The 15,454-nt window shown below is 59.8% G+C and carries 15 protein-coding genes and 2 pseudogenes; 11 read left to right on the forward strand and 6 right to left on the reverse strand.

The window, feature by feature from the left end:
* The first annotated feature begins 4 nt into the window (after positions 1 to 4).
* The 5 genes from HMPREF9697_RS15040 to HMPREF9697_RS15060 all read left to right on the forward strand — a co-directional run bounded on the left by HMPREF9697_RS15040 (position 5) and on the right by HMPREF9697_RS15060 (position 4,918).
* Positions 5 to 628: a DsbE family thiol:disulfide interchange protein gene (locus tag HMPREF9697_RS15040; protein ID WP_002718094.1), complete on the forward strand. Its 624-nt coding sequence runs from the start codon at positions 5 to 7 to the stop codon at positions 626 to 628.
* Positions 629 to 840: 212 nt separating this feature from the next.
* Positions 841 to 1,956 (forward strand): c-type cytochrome biogenesis protein CcmI, encoded by a 1,116-nt coding sequence (gene ccmI / locus HMPREF9697_RS15045; protein ID WP_002718095.1) that lies wholly within the window; start codon positions 841 to 843, stop codon positions 1,954 to 1,956.
* Between the two features lie 3 nt (positions 1,957 to 1,959).
* Positions 1,960 to 2,451 carry a cytochrome c maturation protein CcmE gene (ccmE, locus tag HMPREF9697_RS15050; protein WP_002718096.1) on the forward strand — a complete coding sequence of 164 codons (492 nt, stop codon included), beginning with the start codon at positions 1,960 to 1,962 and terminating at the stop codon, positions 2,449 to 2,451.
* A complete protein-coding gene (locus HMPREF9697_RS15055; RefSeq protein ID WP_002718097.1) occupies positions 2,448 to 4,442 on the forward strand; it encodes a heme lyase CcmF/NrfE family subunit in 1,995 nt (664 codons plus the stop codon). The genes ccmE and HMPREF9697_RS15055 overlap by 4 nt, the downstream gene beginning before the upstream one ends.
* Entirely contained in the window at positions 4,439 to 4,918 is a 480-nt protein-coding gene (locus tag HMPREF9697_RS15060; protein ID WP_002718098.1) for a cytochrome c-type biogenesis protein, read from the forward strand. The genes HMPREF9697_RS15055 and HMPREF9697_RS15060 overlap by 4 nt, the downstream gene beginning before the upstream one ends.
* A gap of 99 nt (positions 4,919 to 5,017) precedes the next feature.
* Here HMPREF9697_RS15060 and ccmB read toward each other — a convergent pair whose 3' ends face one another.
* The 3 genes from ccmB to hemA all read right to left on the reverse strand — a co-directional run bounded on the left by ccmB (position 5,018) and on the right by hemA (position 8,214).
* Positions 5,018 to 5,680, reverse strand: coding sequence for a heme exporter protein CcmB (ccmB, locus tag HMPREF9697_RS15065; RefSeq protein WP_002718099.1), 663 nt, complete (start codon positions 5,678 to 5,680; stop codon positions 5,018 to 5,020).
* 127 nt (positions 5,681 to 5,807) lie between these two features.
* Entirely contained in the window at positions 5,808 to 6,437 is a 630-nt protein-coding gene (ccmA, locus tag HMPREF9697_RS15070) for a heme ABC exporter ATP-binding protein CcmA (protein WP_002718100.1), read from the reverse strand.
* Between the two features lie 541 nt (positions 6,438 to 6,978).
* A complete protein-coding gene (gene hemA, locus HMPREF9697_RS15075; RefSeq protein ID WP_002718101.1) occupies positions 6,979 to 8,214 on the reverse strand; it encodes a 5-aminolevulinate synthase in 1,236 nt (411 codons plus the stop codon).
* 347 nt (positions 8,215 to 8,561) lie between these two features.
* On the opposite strand from hemA, the pseudogene HMPREF9697_RS21545 reads away from it, so the two are divergent.
* Positions 8,562 to 8,753, forward strand: a pseudogene (locus HMPREF9697_RS21545) (hypothetical protein); the annotation flags it as partial.
* A 52-nt stretch (positions 8,754 to 8,805) separates the two neighbouring features.
* Here the strand turns inward: HMPREF9697_RS21545 and HMPREF9697_RS15080 are convergent.
* Positions 8,806 to 8,973 (reverse strand): hypothetical protein, encoded by a 168-nt coding sequence (locus tag HMPREF9697_RS15080; RefSeq protein WP_244597780.1) that lies wholly within the window; start codon positions 8,971 to 8,973, stop codon positions 8,806 to 8,808.
* Between the two features lie 237 nt (positions 8,974 to 9,210).
* On the opposite strand from HMPREF9697_RS15080, the pseudogene HMPREF9697_RS15085 reads away from it, so the two are divergent.
* From HMPREF9697_RS15085 to HMPREF9697_RS21045, 3 genes and pseudogenes are all read left to right on the forward strand, one after another.
* A pseudogene (locus HMPREF9697_RS15085) lies at positions 9,211 to 9,771 on the forward strand (hypothetical protein); the annotation flags it as partial.
* 304 nt (positions 9,772 to 10,075) lie between these two features.
* Positions 10,076 to 10,540, forward strand: a complete 465-nt coding sequence (locus tag HMPREF9697_RS21550) for a glycine/sarcosine/betaine reductase selenoprotein B family protein (protein ID WP_244597782.1) — start codon at positions 10,076 to 10,078, stop codon at positions 10,538 to 10,540.
* 18 nt (positions 10,541 to 10,558) lie between these two features.
* Positions 10,559 to 11,287 carry a hypothetical protein gene (locus tag HMPREF9697_RS21045; RefSeq protein ID WP_147293865.1) on the forward strand — a complete coding sequence of 243 codons (729 nt, stop codon included), beginning with the start codon at positions 10,559 to 10,561 and terminating at the stop codon, positions 11,285 to 11,287.
* Between the two features lie 384 nt (positions 11,288 to 11,671).
* Here the strand turns inward: HMPREF9697_RS21045 and HMPREF9697_RS15105 are convergent, their stop codons facing one another.
* Positions 11,672 to 12,745: a hypothetical protein gene (locus HMPREF9697_RS15105; protein ID WP_002718105.1), complete on the reverse strand. Its 1,074-nt coding sequence runs from the start codon at positions 12,743 to 12,745 to the stop codon at positions 11,672 to 11,674.
* A 103-nt stretch (positions 12,746 to 12,848) separates the two neighbouring features.
* Positions 12,849 to 13,613 carry a Crp/Fnr family transcriptional regulator gene (locus HMPREF9697_RS15110; RefSeq protein WP_002718106.1) on the reverse strand — a complete coding sequence of 255 codons (765 nt, stop codon included), beginning with the start codon at positions 13,611 to 13,613 and terminating at the stop codon, positions 12,849 to 12,851.
* Between the two features lie 206 nt (positions 13,614 to 13,819).
* Between HMPREF9697_RS15110 and HMPREF9697_RS21555 the strand changes: the two genes are divergently transcribed.
* Both HMPREF9697_RS21555 and HMPREF9697_RS15125 read left to right on the forward strand, forming a co-directional pair.
* Complete coding sequence (locus tag HMPREF9697_RS21555; RefSeq protein WP_240679513.1) at positions 13,820 to 15,178, forward strand: glycine/sarcosine/betaine reductase selenoprotein B family protein; 1,359 nt, start codon at positions 13,820 to 13,822, stop codon at positions 15,176 to 15,178.
* A 15-nt stretch (positions 15,179 to 15,193) separates the two neighbouring features.
* Positions 15,194 to 15,421, forward strand: coding sequence for a glutaredoxin family protein (locus HMPREF9697_RS15125; protein WP_002718109.1), 228 nt, complete (start codon positions 15,194 to 15,196; stop codon positions 15,419 to 15,421).
* Positions 15,422 to 15,454 lie beyond the last annotated feature (33 nt).

The raw sequence follows: 15,454 nt of genomic DNA on the forward strand, positions 1-15,454 counted from the left end.
ACTCATGACCGACACCCCCACTTCTATGCATTCCCCATCGAACGCAACGGCGCCTCGGCACGCGCTGCTCCGCGTTTGCGTGGCAATCCCGCTGCTGGTCTCCTTCGGGATCGCGGCGCTACTCCTGGTGCGACTCGGCGCCGGCGATCCGTCGCTCGTACCCTCGGCTCTCGTTGGCAGGCCATCGCCGCAATTTGCGTTGGCGCCGCTCGACGGGCTCTCCACACTCGGCCGGCCCGGCCTGTCGAGCGCCGACCTGCGGTCGGGGCACGTGACGATCGTGAATGTGTTCGCCTCCTGGTGCACCGAGTGTCACAACGAGCACCAGGCGCTTCTGACATTGGCAGGCGACCGGGCGCTGCAGGAGCGGGGAGTGAAGGTTGCCGGCATCGTTTACAAGGACGACCCTGGGAAGGCGCTGGCCTATCTCGTTGCAAAGGGAAACCCTTTTGCACAGGTCGGTACTGACCGGTCCGGGCGAGTGGGGATCGATTTCGGCGTCTACGGGGTCCCCGAGACCTACGTGGTCAGAGGTGATGGTACGATCGTGTACAAGCTTGTTGGCGGCATCTCGGATGCAACCCGACCTGCTTTGATGGCCGCGATCGCGAAGGCAGAGCGTCCATGACAGCCGCCCTGCAACGCGCCGATTTCCTCGCAGCGGATTCGACAAGCAATCTCTCACATCTGCACGGGTCATCGCTTGTCCGCGCTATTCGCGGACGACGGATCGGACCGCGGAGGCAAAACTGCGCGAAACAATTCGAACTTCGAGGTCGGCGGATGCCCCATGTCTTGGAGCGTCACGCGATCGCAGAAGCAAACTGGGGGCCTTGAGACATGCTCTGGGTCGCCATCGCAATGATGACATCCGCCGTCGTGCTGGCGCTGATCTGGCCACTCTTTGCGCGGCACGAAGAGCCTCACGCCCGCGCTTCCGACATCACCTTCTATCGCAGCCTCCTGACCGAGGCAGATGATGACGTCCGCTGTGGTCTAGTCGCGCCCGAGGACGCGGCGACGACCCGGGCCGAGCTCGAACGCCGGCTACTCGCGTCGATTGACTCTGCGTCCGGGGGCCGGCCGCGTGTGTCGCAGCGCCGTTGGCCGAGGCGCGCTGCCGCCGCGACGGCGGCAGTCGTGGTGCTGCCGATTCTCGCGCTCGCGTCTTATCTCAGGGTTGGCGCTCCCGGTCATCCGGACATGCCCATCGCATCGCGCCGGACGGTGGAGTTTACACCGGCTGCTGCAATCTCCGAGATCGAAGCGCACCTCGCGATCGATCCCAACGACGGCGGCGGCCTCCGGGCGGTTGCGCCTATCTATCTGCGCATGGGACGTTTTCACGATGCGGCGCGCGCCTACGAGGCGGCGCTACGCCTGCTCGGTGAGAATGCACAGGAGCGCGCGTCTCTCGGGCAGGCGTTGGTGATGGCGGCCAACGGCGTCGTGACAGCGGAGGCGCGCGCCGCCTTCGACAAGGCGCTCGTGGAAGACCCCAAACAGCCCATAGCGCGTTTCTTCCAGGCGATCGCGGTTGAGAGAGATGGCAACAAAAATCAAGCGAGACAACTCTGGGAAGCGTTGAAGGCCGACACGCCATCTGATGCGCCTTGGATGGATGCCATCCTTCAACATCTGGCTAGTCTTTCTGAAGTGCCGCAATCGGACGCGGAAGCCGCGCATTCGGGCCAGGCGGCGGCTAACGTTGCAGCGCTCTCTCCCGAGCAGCGGACCCAAGCGATCCGCGGAATGGTGGATGGGCTCGCCGAAAAGCTCGCGAAGGAAGGCCACGATCTCGAGGGGTGGCTGAAACTGATCAGGTCTTACGCAATGTTGAATGAGCACGAGAAGGCCGAGGCGGCCGTCGCAATGGCGCGGACCAAGCTCTCAGCCGACGCGCGAGCGGCGACGCGTATTGATGAACTCGTCAGACAGCTCGGCTTGAAAGGGTAGACTTTGACCAGAAAGCACAGGCGCCTCACTCTGATCGGCACGGCAGGCTTTACTTTGGCGATCGCGGTGGGGCTCATCCTGTTTGCGTTGCGTGACAGCATCGTCTTCTTCTACGGGCCGACCGAAATGACCGAAAAGGCACCGCCGCCGGGGACCCGGCTGCGCATCGGCGGCCTGGTAAAGCGGGGCTCTCTCATCCGTGGCGGGTCGTCCACTGTGACCTTCGAGGTCACCGATCAAAAGAGAGATATCAAAGTCAGCTATACCGGATTGCTGCCGGATCTTTTCCGGGAAGGGCAGGGTGTCGTGGCCGAGGGCACGGTGCAAGGGCCGGGCCTCTTCCATGCCGATGCCGTGCTCGCCAAACATGATGAACGCTATATGCCCAAGGATGTAACCGACAAGCTCAAGCGAACCGGCACTTGGCGCAACGACGAAAAATCCGCGCAGGCGCAAGAATATCAACCAAATCGGCCTATGGGATTAACAGAGTGATCGTCGAAACCGGACATTACGCGCTTGCCCTGGCCTTGGCAGTCGCGCTGCTTCAGTCAGTTCTGCCGATCTGGGGAACTCACCGCGGTGATCCCCGACTCGCCTCCGTCGCGGTCCCAGCTGCGATCACCCAGTTCTTACTGTTGGCCTTTGCCTTCGCGGCGCTAACCTACGCGCATGTGGTTTCCGACTTCAGTCTCGTGACGGTCGTCGAGAACTCGCTAACCACCAAGCCGCTCGTCTACAAGTTCGCCGGCGTCTGGGGCAATCATGAAGGATCTATGCTGCTTTGGGTTCTGACTCTCGCGACTTTCGGGGCCGCGGTGGCGACTCTTGGGCGCGGTATGGCGGAGGAGCTGCGCGCCAACACGCTCGCGGTCCAGGGCTGGATCTCCCTTGCGTTCCTATCCTTCATTCTGTTCACCTCCGATCCCTTCGCGCGCCGTTTTCCCGCACCCCTTGAGGGGCAAGACCTCAATCCGGTGCTTCAAGACCCGGGCCTCGCCATCCATCCGCCGTTACTTTACCTCGGCTATGTCGGCTCCTCGATCGTGTTCTCCTTCGCGGTGGCGGCCCTGATCAGCGGCCGACTGGACGCGGCCTGGGCCCGCTACGTTCGACCTTGGGTGCTGATCGCCTGGATCTTTCTCACCTTGGGTATCGCCATGGGTTCGTACTGGGCCTATTACACGCTGGGGTGGGGCGGGTTCTGGTTCTGGGATCCGGTCGAGAACGCGTCGCTGATGCCTTGGCTCGCGGGCACCGCGCTGTTGCATTCGGCCGCCGTCATGGAGAAGCGTGAGGCCCTCAAGGTTTGGACGCTGTTCCTGGCGATTCTCACCTTCTCGCTATCACTGCTCGGCACGTTTTTGGTCCGCTCAGGGGTGCTGACCTCGGTCCATTCCTTCGCCAGCGACCCGGCGCGTGGTGTCTTCATCCTGATCATCTTGACCCTGTTCATCGGCGGCTCCTTCGGGCTTTATGCTTGGCGGTCCCCATCTCTAGGCCGCGGTGGTTTGTTCGCGCCCGTGTCACGGGAGGGGGCACTCGTCGTCAACAACCTGCTTCTCACTACCTGTTGCGCGACGGTGCTGACCGGCACGCTTTATCCGCTCGCACTCGAGGCCTTGACCGGAGACAAGATCTCGGTTGGCGCACCATTCTTCAATTTAGCACTCGGTCCGCTCCTGGTGCCGATGCTATTGTTGATGCCGATCGGCCAATCGCTGGCCTGGAAGCGCGGCAACCTGCTGGGCGCGGCTCAGCGGATGACGTTCGCGGCTATGGGGGGCCTCGTGGTCGCGATTGTACTGGTCGCTGTCAACCGCGGCGGCCCCGTCCTTGCCGTGGTCGGTCTCGGCCTCGCGGCCTACCTCATCATCGGCTCGTTCGGCGATGTGGCGTCGCGCGTCTGGACTCGTGGTCAGCCCGCTAGGGTGATGCTCGCTCGCGCGGTCGGGCTGCCGCGCTCCGCTTGGGGTGCGGCAATCGCTCACGCCGGCCTAGGCGTGGCACTCATGGGCCTGGCGGCAACTGGTTGGGGGACGGAGCGGATCGAGGCTGTCAAGCCGGGCCAGGGGGTCGATCTCGGTCCCTATCAAGTCACCATTGTGAGTCTTCGTTCGCAAGAGGGGCCAAATTATTCCGAAGTCCTGGCCGATACGATCATCAGGCGGAACGCCGTGACCGTGGCCTCCGTCCAGCCCGCGAAGCGCAGTTTTCCGGTACGACAGACTACCGTCAGCGAAGCGGGCATCGTGACGCTGGGTCTTGGCCAGGTCTACATTTCGCTCGGGGAGCAGCACCCAGATGGTTCGATCGACGCGCGCATGTTCTGGAAGCCGCTTGTCACGGCCATCTGGATTGGCGCCGTCATCATGGCATTCGGAGGGATTGTCTCGTTGTCCGACAGGCGGCTTAGAATCGGCTTTGCGCGCCGTGCAGCTCGTGTCCTCGGTGCCAACCCCGCAGCGCCGCAGCCTGCAGAATGACTGCACTTCGTTACATTCTCCTGCTCTTGATCGTGCTGATAGGCCTCGCGCCGAAACTCGCGAGCGCGGTGCAACCGGCCGAGGTTCTGGCCGATCCGAAACTCGAAGCGCGGGCGCGGGTGATTTCCGCCGGACTGCGCTGCTTGGTTTGCCAGAACCAGTCGATCGATGATTCGAATGCGGAGCTCGCGCGGGATCTCCGGCTGCTCGTTCGCGAGCGGCTGAATCTCGGCGAGAGCGACGAGCAGGTACGCGCCTTTTTCGTGAGGCGTTATGGAAATTTTGTCCTGTTGAAGCCGCCATTCGACTTGGAAACCGCTCTACTCTGGGGAATGCCGGCTCTTGTGTTCGCGGCCGGCGCGATCGCTCTTCTTTTCGGATTGCGCCGCCGGCAGCAGCCAGCACCGTCCGCCCCCTTGAGCCAAGCCGAACGCGACCGGCTCGCGATTGTTTTAAACGCCGATGCTCCCCCATAGCCATCCCGGACGGTCGAATTACCTGTGGGAGGCCGACGCGATGTCGTTTCGGCTGAACCGCCCCTCCTTAACAACGAGCCTTTTTCGAAGCGGCGCTCGTTATTCTCCCGCCCCGCGAAGCGTGACGGCGGCGGCAATTGGAGAGAGCGCGAAGGATGCGAGGCTGAGCGCGCAGAGGATCACCAAGGGGGTTAAAAAAGGCACTGTGCCGCTCTCCGCCGCCGAGACGCCGAAGATCAGAACCGGTACGGCTAATGGCACGACGAGGATCGAGAGCAGAAGGCCGCCGCGTCGCAACGTGACGGTGAGGGCGGCTCCGATTGCGCCCAGAAAGGTCAAGGCCGGCGTACCAACCAACAGAGTTATTGCTACTGCTCGGAGCGCCGGGCCGTCTAAGTTCAACATCAGGCCGAACAAGGGAGAGAGGATCACGAGCGGCAGCCCCGTGACGAACCAGTGGGCCAGACACTTTACGAGGACAATGAGCTCCAAGGGCGCCGGCGACAGCAGCATCTGGTCTAGAGAACCGTCCTCGTGATCGGCTTGGAACAGGCGGTCAAGGCCTAAAAGACTCGCGAGTAGCGCCGCTATCCACAGAATGGCCGGACCAATGCGCCCCAGCAAATTCAAGTCGGGTCCGATCGCGAAAGGCACGATCGTGATGAGACTGAGGAAGAAGATTATGCCGAGGACCCCGCCGCCACCAACGCGCCGCGCCAGCATGAGGTCACGAAGAAAAACGGCAAGGAGGATGCGGGTCATGGTCTCCACCTGGTGTCGCCATCGCGGCGCGACTGCACCCACGGAATGGGAGGTGGGACGCGATCTTCATCTTGGCTCCCGGATGAACCGGCGCCCAGCGGACGAACATATTCCAACGGCACGCTGCTCACTTCGCCTCGAGCCTGATTTCGAGTGTTCCCGGCAGACCGAGCGGTTCGTGCGTTGCTACGACCATCAAGCCGCCGCTTCCGAGGTGGTCGGCTACAATAGTTTTCAGCAAGGCCCGCGCGTGCCGGTCGAGCGCGGTCAGTGGCTCGTCGAGCAGCCATAGGGGACGATAGGCGACCAAGAGTCGGGCCAATGCAACCCGGCGGCGCTGCCCTGCCGAGAGATAGCCGACCGGCAGGTCCAGAACATGGGCCAGATCGATCCGGTCCAGCGCCTCTGACGGGGTCAGGCGGCTCCCCCCTAAGATCGTTAGGCCGAGCTGAAGATTTTCGCGCGCGGTCAGCGCAGATTTTAGCCCATCGAGATGGCCGACATAGTGGAGTCGCTCTGCGAGAGGCGCCGGATCTTTGGCTCCAGTCTCCTCCTCCCAACACATGCGGCCGGATGCCAGCGGCAAGAAGCCGGCAATCGCACGCAAAAGAGTAGATTTGCCTACGCCGTTCGAGCCCGTCACTTCGGCAATTTCCCCAGCGGCCAGTCGCAAGGAAACGTCGCCGAGAACCACGCGCTCACCGCGCGCGACGGACAGATCCTCGATCAGGAGACGGCACGACTGCTTGATGTCCATTTTCGTTTCCGGCTAGTCATTGTCGCGTTCAGGTCGCTTTTTTCCAACGTGTGGCCCGTGGCTCGTCCGAGAGAGCGCTCTTGGCCAGAGCATTGAAGTGTAAGCGCGCGCCTTTGAAAGAATTGCCCAGGTCTGTAATTCGTCGACCCAGCAACCATGGTGCTGTGCGTGACCATGTCATGGGAGCGCTGACGCTCCAGATCAGGATGGCGGGGGCCACGTAGAAGGCCAAAACTGTGAGCACCCGGTGGCAAGGAGGCCAACAAGGTGTGTTATGGAATGAGTCACGCAAATTGGACGCGCGAAAAGGAACTCGATCGAGGGACATCACATTTTTTTCCAGAGGCGTGCCGAAAAAGTGGCGCGGACGCCGCCAGTCAGCTTTTCTGGAATCGACACCGTCGGCCTTCGCTTGCTCAGCCGCAACCTGGGACGCGCGACGCATTCCGAGCATGGTCTGCGCCGCCAAGTAACTGTCGCTCGCTCGATGCACGGCCCGGGAGGAGATGGCTGCGAAGGAGGCGCTCCCATAGAACGGCTCTCAGGCAAGAGAGAGAGTATCCCAGGTCTCGGCGAGCGCAGCTGCGAGTTTTGCTATGTGCTCCTCACCGTGAAATGGCGAGGGGGTAATGCGCAGGCGCTCTGTGCCTCGGGGGACGGTCGGATAATTGATCGGCTGGATGTAGATAGCATGGCGCTCCAAGAGGTGGTCGGCGGCAGCCTTGCAAAGCTTTGCGTCACCCACGACAATCGGAACAATGTGGGTCTCGGTAGGCAGAACCGGAAGCCCGGCGGCTCGTAGTGCAGCCTTCGTTGCAGCGGCCTGTCGTTGATGCGCTTCGCGCTCGGCACTTGAGTGCTTGAGGTAACGCAGGGAAGCAAGAGCCGCGGCTGCAACTGGCGGAGGCATCGCCGTGGTGAAGATGAATCCGGGAGCGAAGCTGCGCACCGCATCACAGATCACCTGCGAGGCCGCAATATAGCCGCCGACGCAACCGAATCCCTTGGCGAGAGTGCCCTCAATTACAGTCACACGGTGCATCAGCCCGTCGCGCTCGCTAATCCCTCCTCCACGAGGACCATAGAGGCCGACCGCGTGAACTTCATCGAGGTAGGTCATCGCGCCGTACTGATCCGCAAGGTCGCAGATTGCGCCGATCGGCGACACGTCGCCATCCATCGAGTACACGGACTCGAACACGATGAGCTTGGGACGGTCACCGGCCTCACGCAGCAACGTCTCGAGGTGACCGAGATGGTTGTGCCGGAAAACCCGCTTCTCGCAGCCTGATTGGCGCACGCCCTCGATGATCGAGTTGTGGTTCAAAGCGTCAGACAAGACTACGCAGTCTGGAATCAGCTTACCGATTGTTGAGATGCCGGCTTGGTTCGATACGTAACCGGAGGTGAAGACGAGACTCGCTTCCTTGTCGTGCAGGTCGGCAATCTCGCTCTCCAGGTCGACTAACGGTGAATGATTCCCGGCAATGTTGCGGGTTCCGCCTGCTCCTGCACCGCAGCGGTGTGCCGTCGCCGTCATTGCAGCAACGACCTCAGGATGCTGCCCCATGCCCAGGTAGTCGTTCGAACACCATACCGTGATCTCGGTGACCGTCCCGTCGGACCGGCGCCATTTGGCGGCCGGGAAGCGACCGGCGATGCGCTCGATGTCAGCGAAGACGCGGTAGCGCTGCTCGCCGTGCAGACGCTCCAGCGCGTCGCGGAAATGGCACTCGTATGCTTGACTCGCACCCACACTGTTGGACAGGGGCGCCATTAAAGCTCTTTGCCCCGATACCATACCCGAGCAGAAGTGTGCCTTGTCGACACTTCCGCTCGTCGGATGCCTTGCTTGCCATCCTGCCAACATGTTCAGTTGCACCACTTTTTGCTTGCCCCGATAGTTCCTGATTGTAGCTCATCGCTCAGATCACCTCGCACTCGCGTTAGTTATAGTTTGCATGTCCTTTGGTTATGACAGAAGGTGCCCTGAAGGCCGCACGAGCTGCGTATCGTGCCGGACGGCCGCGTGTCGATGGAGAGAACGTTCTGTCGCCGCCGACAGAATGCCAATCCAAATGACCGACGAATGCATCCCTGCTTCGCAACACGAAGAAGCGGATAAACTTCGCCAAGCGATTGGAGACTTTACAAGGCCTCACGCCATATGAGGCCATCTGCAAAGCTTGGACGGACAACCCCGAGCGATTCAGATACGATCCAATCCACCTCAGATCGGGACTGGAAATCAGACGCTTGATGAGATTGCTCGCGCATCAGCATTTGCTATGGGTCTCGAAGATCGTCACGACGTAACGGTGATCACTCCGGTCGATGCTAATGATCCAGCTAATCTCCGCCTCATTACCTACGTACAGTGGAGTAATTCCCCTCTACTCGTAAGCCGTGCGATGCCGGCGTGGGTGCGATGGCTTTGGTAGAGATCGGTGATCGCATATTTCTGCTGGATACCGAGGCGATTGTCGTCGATCCAGAAAAGCTCGGGCTCGAAGCTGAAGAACCAGAGCGTATGCAACGACTGGTCCGGTTTCGATGGGCGGGGAAACCATGCGGGTGACAGTCGCATCGGCAGTTAGTCTGGACATCTCAGATATGGGTATCCGTTCTGTTACCGCGCGCATTAGGGATTTTGGCACAAACTTCTTCGATCTGGCCCAAGGAATGCAAGCAGCAACATCGGTACGCGCACAACTAAAAAAACGATGGCACCAATCTCGCGCGCTAGTGCGTGATCACGCAATCACTCTGGTCCGCCAGCTCTACGCGACTCCGCAATCTCGAGCGGGACATCCAGGCGATACGTTTTGACGCACCGGAGGGCAAGATCGAGCTGCCGGTGAAGCTGCGCTTCCACGATTCGCTGTTCGTGCCGCTCGCAAAATGGGCGATGCTGATGGCAGGCAATTATCGCTGCATCACGCCGGACGGCATGCGCACCGCGCAGGAGGCGGTTCACTCCAATCTCGAGGAATCGCGCTCGATCTACAATTTCGTGGTGGATGTTTGCGTCAAGCTCGGGGCTTCGCGCGACGACATGGTGCCGTTCGAGAAATACGCTGCGGCAGCGGAAAGTCTGTCGCGTCCGGCCTCCGCCGCGCGCGCGCTCAACAACGGCGCGCCGAACATCGAGCGTGCCGACAAGCTGGTGCAGTTGACGGCCCGCGAGATTGGCATGAGCCACCCCGTGCTCGACGCCATCGTGGCCCTTGTCGACAAACGTTTGGAGGCGAATCGGAAGAAGGCTGCTGCTTCGGGCAGGCGATGCTGGTCCCACGTAAATACAGCCATTTCGTTAATAGCGCTCTGCAGTTAAGCGTCAGCACCGGTACGGGGCAGTTAGCTTCCGAATCTCTTTTCTCGCGCGATGGTCTTCGGCTTAGCTGATCTCGTGCGACGGACGCCGCCATCTGCGCGGCGCAAGTTTATCTTGAAGCGCTCGGTAAAAAGGCGGTCGTTATTCCGAGATCTAAGAACAAATTCGCCGATGTGCTCGGAAAATTACTTCATGCCGTGTACTTTTGCTGCCAAACTAGCGAAGTCCGTGGTGGCAAAAGGTGTTCATCGTAGTCCAGGCGCTTGATGGTTAGGCGACCGGTAGGTAATCAGGGAGTTGAGAATTGGTACGGCTGACGGATCTACCTGAAGGACAAGCCAAACGTCTCGCTGACTTGGAATGTCCAGATTTCCAGACCACGCCATGGGTAAGCGGGCCGCCGCTCGCCTTACGTCGGATAGCAGCCATCTCTTCCGCCGGACTTTTTGTCAAAGGCGAAGCTGCTCCATTTCGTGGACGTGACGCCGATTATCGAGCTATCCCCTTAGGGACGTCCGCTGCCGACGTTCTGTGCAGCCATATTTCGATTAATTTCGATCGCACCGCTTTTCAGGAAGACTGGAACGTGATCTTTCCTTTGGACCGCCTGCTGGAGCTTGCGGAGGAGGGTTTCATTGGCTCAGTTGCCGAGACGCATTACTCGTTTATGGGGGCGATCGATCCGACCGAAGCCGAAGGTCATGTTCGTGAGCTGGCGGTCAGATTGAAGCAAGAAGACGTCGAAGCAATCCTGCTCTGTCCTGTCTGACCCATCTGTTCGCGCGCCGTGAGCGCGCTGGCTCACTATCTCGAAGAGGAAGGCATCGCAACGGTTGCGATTAGTCTTATTCGACCGCAAACGGAAAACACCAGACCGCCACGCGCGTTATGGGTACCGTTCGAACTCGGCCGCCCCATTGGACCGCCAAGCGATCCAGTTTTTCAGAAGCAAGTAATTCGAACCGCCCTACGGTTGCTTGAGCGCGAGGACGGTCCGGGCATTCTTGAAGACTTTCGCGAAGAAGATCCGCGTAGCGTTGCGGATGGAACTTGGCAGCCTCCATCGACCGACAGTTTTGCCGCGGGAAGACCGAACGCTAGGCTTGCCGAACTGATGGAGGAAGAAATTCGGAGGCTAGCACATGTGCATGAACGATGGATCGCTCGGCACAATCGCACTACGGTCGGACTTGCTAGATTGCCTATTGGTCAATGCGCCCGTTACGTCGCAGGCTGGATGACGGGGGATGCGAGGCCAAGCCCATGGAGCGATCTGTCGGCGCCAATGATGCTGCGTTTCTGCGTGGACGATCTAAAAGCTTATTGCTTAGAGGCGGCGGCAGGTGAAAGAAAGCCGTCGAGCAAACAGCTCAGGGACTGGTTCTGGAACAGCACGGCAACCGGAAGTGCGATTCGGATGTTGAGAAAAGTCTTACAGGCGAGCGATGACGAACGATTAAGCCGTATCGTTAGTACCTTCATGGTTCCTGCCGCGCAAATAAGGCCGGGCGACTAATCTGACGTGACACCAACGTGCTCTGTGTCGGCGGTCTCCGAGATGGCAGGTGCCTTCGGATGCCATAGCAATGAGCTATGTTCTAGCATGAACCAATTTCGCCGCGTTGTAGTTGTTTCAAACCATGTAATGGCAAGGGCACACACACTGGACTGAGTTTCGGAACGTGTATCCCCGCGTCAATTACCAAACGAAGCTGTAGTGGTCCGGAAGCAACTTTAGCGCTAGACTCCGGTGGATGTCTTTACGTTGATAACGCTGCGCTACCGGATACGGCGTGGGTGTCAAATGTAATGGTCGATTTACGAGATTCGTCGGACAAAGCCTCTGCTCCGTCCGACGGTGCCGCTTGTCTGTACAACGAACGACTCGACGGTGTCTGACTTATGCCGCCGCTTTGGCCTTGCGATTGGCTTCCAGCCGGCGGTCGACGCGTGCAACGATGGCATCGAGAACGGGATGAATCATGCCCTTGTCCTTCGCCACCAGCTGGACCAGCTTGTCGGCGCGTTCGATGTTCGGCGCACCGTTGTTGATTGCACGCGCCGCTGATGCCGGGCGGCTCAGGCTCTCGGCCGCGGCGGCATATTTCTCGAACGGCACCATGTCTCCGGGCGCAGCGCCGAGCTTGACGCAGACGTCCACCACGAAGTTGTAGACCGAGCGTGATTCTTCCAGATCAGAGTAAACGGCTTCCTGCGCGGTGCGCATGCCGTCATCTGTGATGCAGCGATAATTGCCAGCCATCAACATGGCCCATTTGGCGAGAGGGACAAAGATAGATTCGTGGAAGCGCAGCTTTACCGGCAGCTCGATCTTGCCTTTCGGCGTATCGAAACGCACCGAATCGATGTCCTTTTCCAACTGTTTCAGGATGTCATTGCTTCTCTCATCGTCGAAGCGCGCAACCTTGAAATTGGTCGGCAGCGTCACCTGCAGCACGTTGATCTTCTCCTCCGGCGGACGCACCGCTTGCGGGTCGGGACTGCAAAGCGTCAATTTTCCGGCATCGAAATTCTGCCAGACCTCGGGAGCGGTGAACGCTGGTTTCAAAGTCGTAGCGTTCAGTCCGGGAATGCGCTGCATGTAGGGCAGCGGCGGCATGTTCATGATTGACATGCAAGGCACGCCCGACTTCGCGACCGCATCGAGCAGTTCGCGCACGCCCGGTGAGCCGTATTGCGGCTCCTGCATCGCCAGCCCGATCAAGTCGTAATCCTTCGGATCGACATCGCCAGCGCCAGCAGCGGAAACCTTGCCGGGCAGCTTGCGCGAATCGATTTCCACCTGATCCTTGCGGCCACGCACCGGCATGCGGACACGAAAACCTTCCGAGTTGATCAGGTCCGCTTCCGCGGGCAGGCACACAAGCTTGACCGAATGGCCGCCGAACAAAATCTTCGACGCAAGCAGCGAGCCATATGACGCGCCGAGAATGAGAATATTGTAGTTGGACATTTCCTACTCCATCAGGGGAGCAGATGCTGACGTCAGCAACAGCAACGACACATCTGCATGGCGATGAGGGATCGAACAACGCCATGCACGGCATGGCTATCAATTATTCGACAGGCCCCAGCGACTCCTTGAGGACTGTCTTGTTACGGATCAGGAAGCGGCCCTTGACGATCGAGAGTGCACCCTTGCGCTGGAAATGCCCCAAGGCGTTGTTGACCCACTGGCGGCTCACGCCGATCATCTTTGCAAGGTCCGATTGGGTAAATGCGTACCGGATTAGCAAGCCTTCCTCGGTTTCGGCGCCGTAGGCCGCGGCGAGGCCCAGCAACAGGATACCGAGCCGGCCCTCGACCGATTGTGTGCCCATCACCTGCAGGAGAAGCGAAAACCAGTGCAGCTTGAAGCTCATCGCATCGAGCATGGCGATGGCAAGCGCCGGCATCTCGAGGGCGAGTTCACGCAGGCGCGCACCTGATATCGCAAGCACCTCCGTCGGCTCGTTGGCATAACCCGACCACAGATAGGTGGTGGCATCGTTGATGAAGTACGGCCCGCCCACGACGTCACCTTTCGACCAGTAGGCGACGGTGTATTCCTTGCTATTGTGAGAGATGTATGACGATCGGATCACGCCGCGAAGGATGAAGTAGGTATATTGGTGGGCGGTGCCCTGGGAAAAGACGAGCTCACCGTTGCGATATTTCTTCACAACTCCACGCTTCATCAACTCGTCCCGCTCCTGTGGGCCGATATTGCCAAGAATGTCTTCCCTCCAGCTCAGCCGATCGAGAATGTCGTGAGCCACAGCCTCATTCGGGCTACCGTTTGATGCAGCCAGATGGAACGTTGGGAAAGGACGGCTTGCCATGCGACTCGTGCTCTTTCCTTGCACCGATATGGCCGCTCCAGCATTCCGAAGCCGAACGCAGGTGCCAGACTGGCATGCCAGTAATACATGCACCTTATTGTATTCGGCGCTCCGTTTCGGGCTGTCAACTGAAAGACAGCTATGACGCAGCCGTTCACCTAAACCGTTCGGGTTGAAATCGTTGCGGCGTCAATGCGGAGCCATAAATGCCTCGTTTTGAAGATCTCGATCCGGATTCCCAGCAGTTTTTCGCGAATTTCAAATGCCGCGAAGATGGCCCGCCGCCTTGGACGCCACTGACGAAGCCGTTGCGCGAGTGCAAGGTTGCGATCGTCACCTCCTCGGGCCTCATCCGGAAGTCGGACAAGCCGTTCGACCTTTCAAATGCGGAAGGCGATACGAGTTATCGCGTGATTCCTTCCGATACGCCGGCGCGCGAGTTGACATTTTCGCATACCAGCACGAACTGGGACCGCTCCGGCTTCGCGATGGACGTGAACGTGATTTTCCCAGCCGACCGGCTGCGCGAGCTTGTGGCCGAGGGCGTGATCGGCTCGCTGGCCGACAAATATTTCGCCTTTATGGGCGCGATCTTCAATGTTGACCCGTTGATCGAAAATTCGGCGCCCGACGTCGGGCGTCAGTTGAAAGAGGTGGGCGTCGACATCGCCCTGATGGTCCCTACCTGACCACTCTGTCCTCACACCGTGAGTGTGATCCAGCGTCAGATCGAAGCACAGGGTGTCAGCACCGTGTCCATCAGCCTGTTCCGCGGGTTCGCGGAAAAGGTGAAGCCGCCGCGCGCATTGTGGGTGCCATTTCCCTTCGGACGCCCGCTCGGTGCGCCGAACAACAAGGCGATTCAGCGCAAGGTCATTTTTGCGATGCTGGATCTGCTGAGCAGGCCGGAAGGACCCGTGCTCGAAGACCTTGTCCTGACCAAGGATGAGGAACCTCTCGACGCTCGCAATCAGAAGATTGGGCAGAAATGCGGCACGAAAGGCTGCAACTTCGACGACGCTCTGGCGAGCGAAGAGGAGCCGGCGGCAAGGGAGATCGCTAGGTATGATGGAGACTTCGTGAGTGTCTGTGCGGAGATCGCCGCGCTGAAGGCACATCACGACGATTACATGCGCGATCACAGCGGGCGGACCCAGGTCGGCTATTCGGAGGTGACGCCGGGCACCATCGAGATCGCGGCGAAGAGGCTGCATGACTACGTGAACGGAAAGGAACTCGCAGTTCCGGCCGGGCTTTCGCAGGGGACGGACAACGGCGCGGTCGCGCAGAATGCGTTCGTCAGGCTCTGCGCCGACGACCTGAAGGCTTACTATCTCGAAGCGAAGCTGTCGGAGCGTAAAGGGCAGAGTTCTGAAAACTCGACCGAGTACAATGATTGGCTCTGGTACGAAACGCGAATGGGAAGTCTCATCGTTGCGGCAAGAGGCCGTGTGATCGAAACGACCGACCGGAAGAAGGATCCGAACTGGATGATCGCCCGCGCAATGGTGCCGCGGGGATATGGCGAGAGCGGCTACACGATGCACTCGCAGAATAAAGTATGAAGCAAGGAGGCGGCTATGGATATCACCCTCTATCACGGAAACAACTGCAACGCCTGCCACGAGGAGATGGAGTATCTGAAGTACAACAATGTCAATTTTATCCCGAAGAACGTCCACGAGGACACTGACGCTCGGAAAGAGTTGATCTCGCTAGGGTCGAAAACCATCCCGACGACCGTAATCGACGGCGAAGTCATCGTGGGCTTTGAAATCGAACGCATCAAGGAGTTGATCGGCCTGTGAGGCGCGAGCTGTGCGACACGAAGATAGTAACGA

The organism is Afipia felis ATCC 53690 (assembly GCF_000314735.2).
GTDB classification, from domain to species: Bacteria; Pseudomonadota; Alphaproteobacteria; order Rhizobiales; family Xanthobacteraceae; genus Afipia; species Afipia felis.

Bases quoted from the DNA above. Each gene is read 5' to 3' on its own strand.
- HMPREF9697_RS15040 (WP_002718094.1), top strand. From the start codon at position 5: ATGACCGACACCCCCACTTCTATGCATTCCCCATCGAACGCAACGGCG.
- ccmI (WP_002718095.1), top strand. From the start codon at position 841: ATGCTCTGGGTCGCCATCGCAATGATGACATCCGCCGTCGTGCTGGCG.
- HMPREF9697_RS15060 (WP_002718098.1), top strand. From the start codon at position 4,439: ATGACTGCACTTCGTTACATTCTCCTGCTCTTGATCGTGCTGATAGGC.
- ccmB (WP_002718099.1), bottom strand. From the start codon at position 5,680: ATGACCCGCATCCTCCTTGCCGTTTTTCTTCGTGACCTCATGCTGGCG.
- ccmA (WP_002718100.1), bottom strand. From the start codon at position 6,437: ATGGACATCAAGCAGTCGTGCCGTCTCCTGATCGAGGATCTGTCCGTC.
- hemA (WP_002718101.1), bottom strand. From the start codon at position 8,214: ATGGCGCCCCTGTCCAACAGTGTGGGTGCGAGTCAAGCATACGAGTGC.
- HMPREF9697_RS15105 (WP_002718105.1), bottom strand. From the start codon at position 12,745: ATGTCCAACTACAATATTCTCATTCTCGGCGCGTCATATGGCTCGCTG.
- HMPREF9697_RS15110 (WP_002718106.1), bottom strand. From the start codon at position 13,613: ATGGCAAGCCGTCCTTTCCCAACGTTCCATCTGGCTGCATCAAACGGT.
- HMPREF9697_RS15125 (WP_002718109.1), top strand. From the start codon at position 15,194: ATGGATATCACCCTCTATCACGGAAACAACTGCAACGCCTGCCACGAG.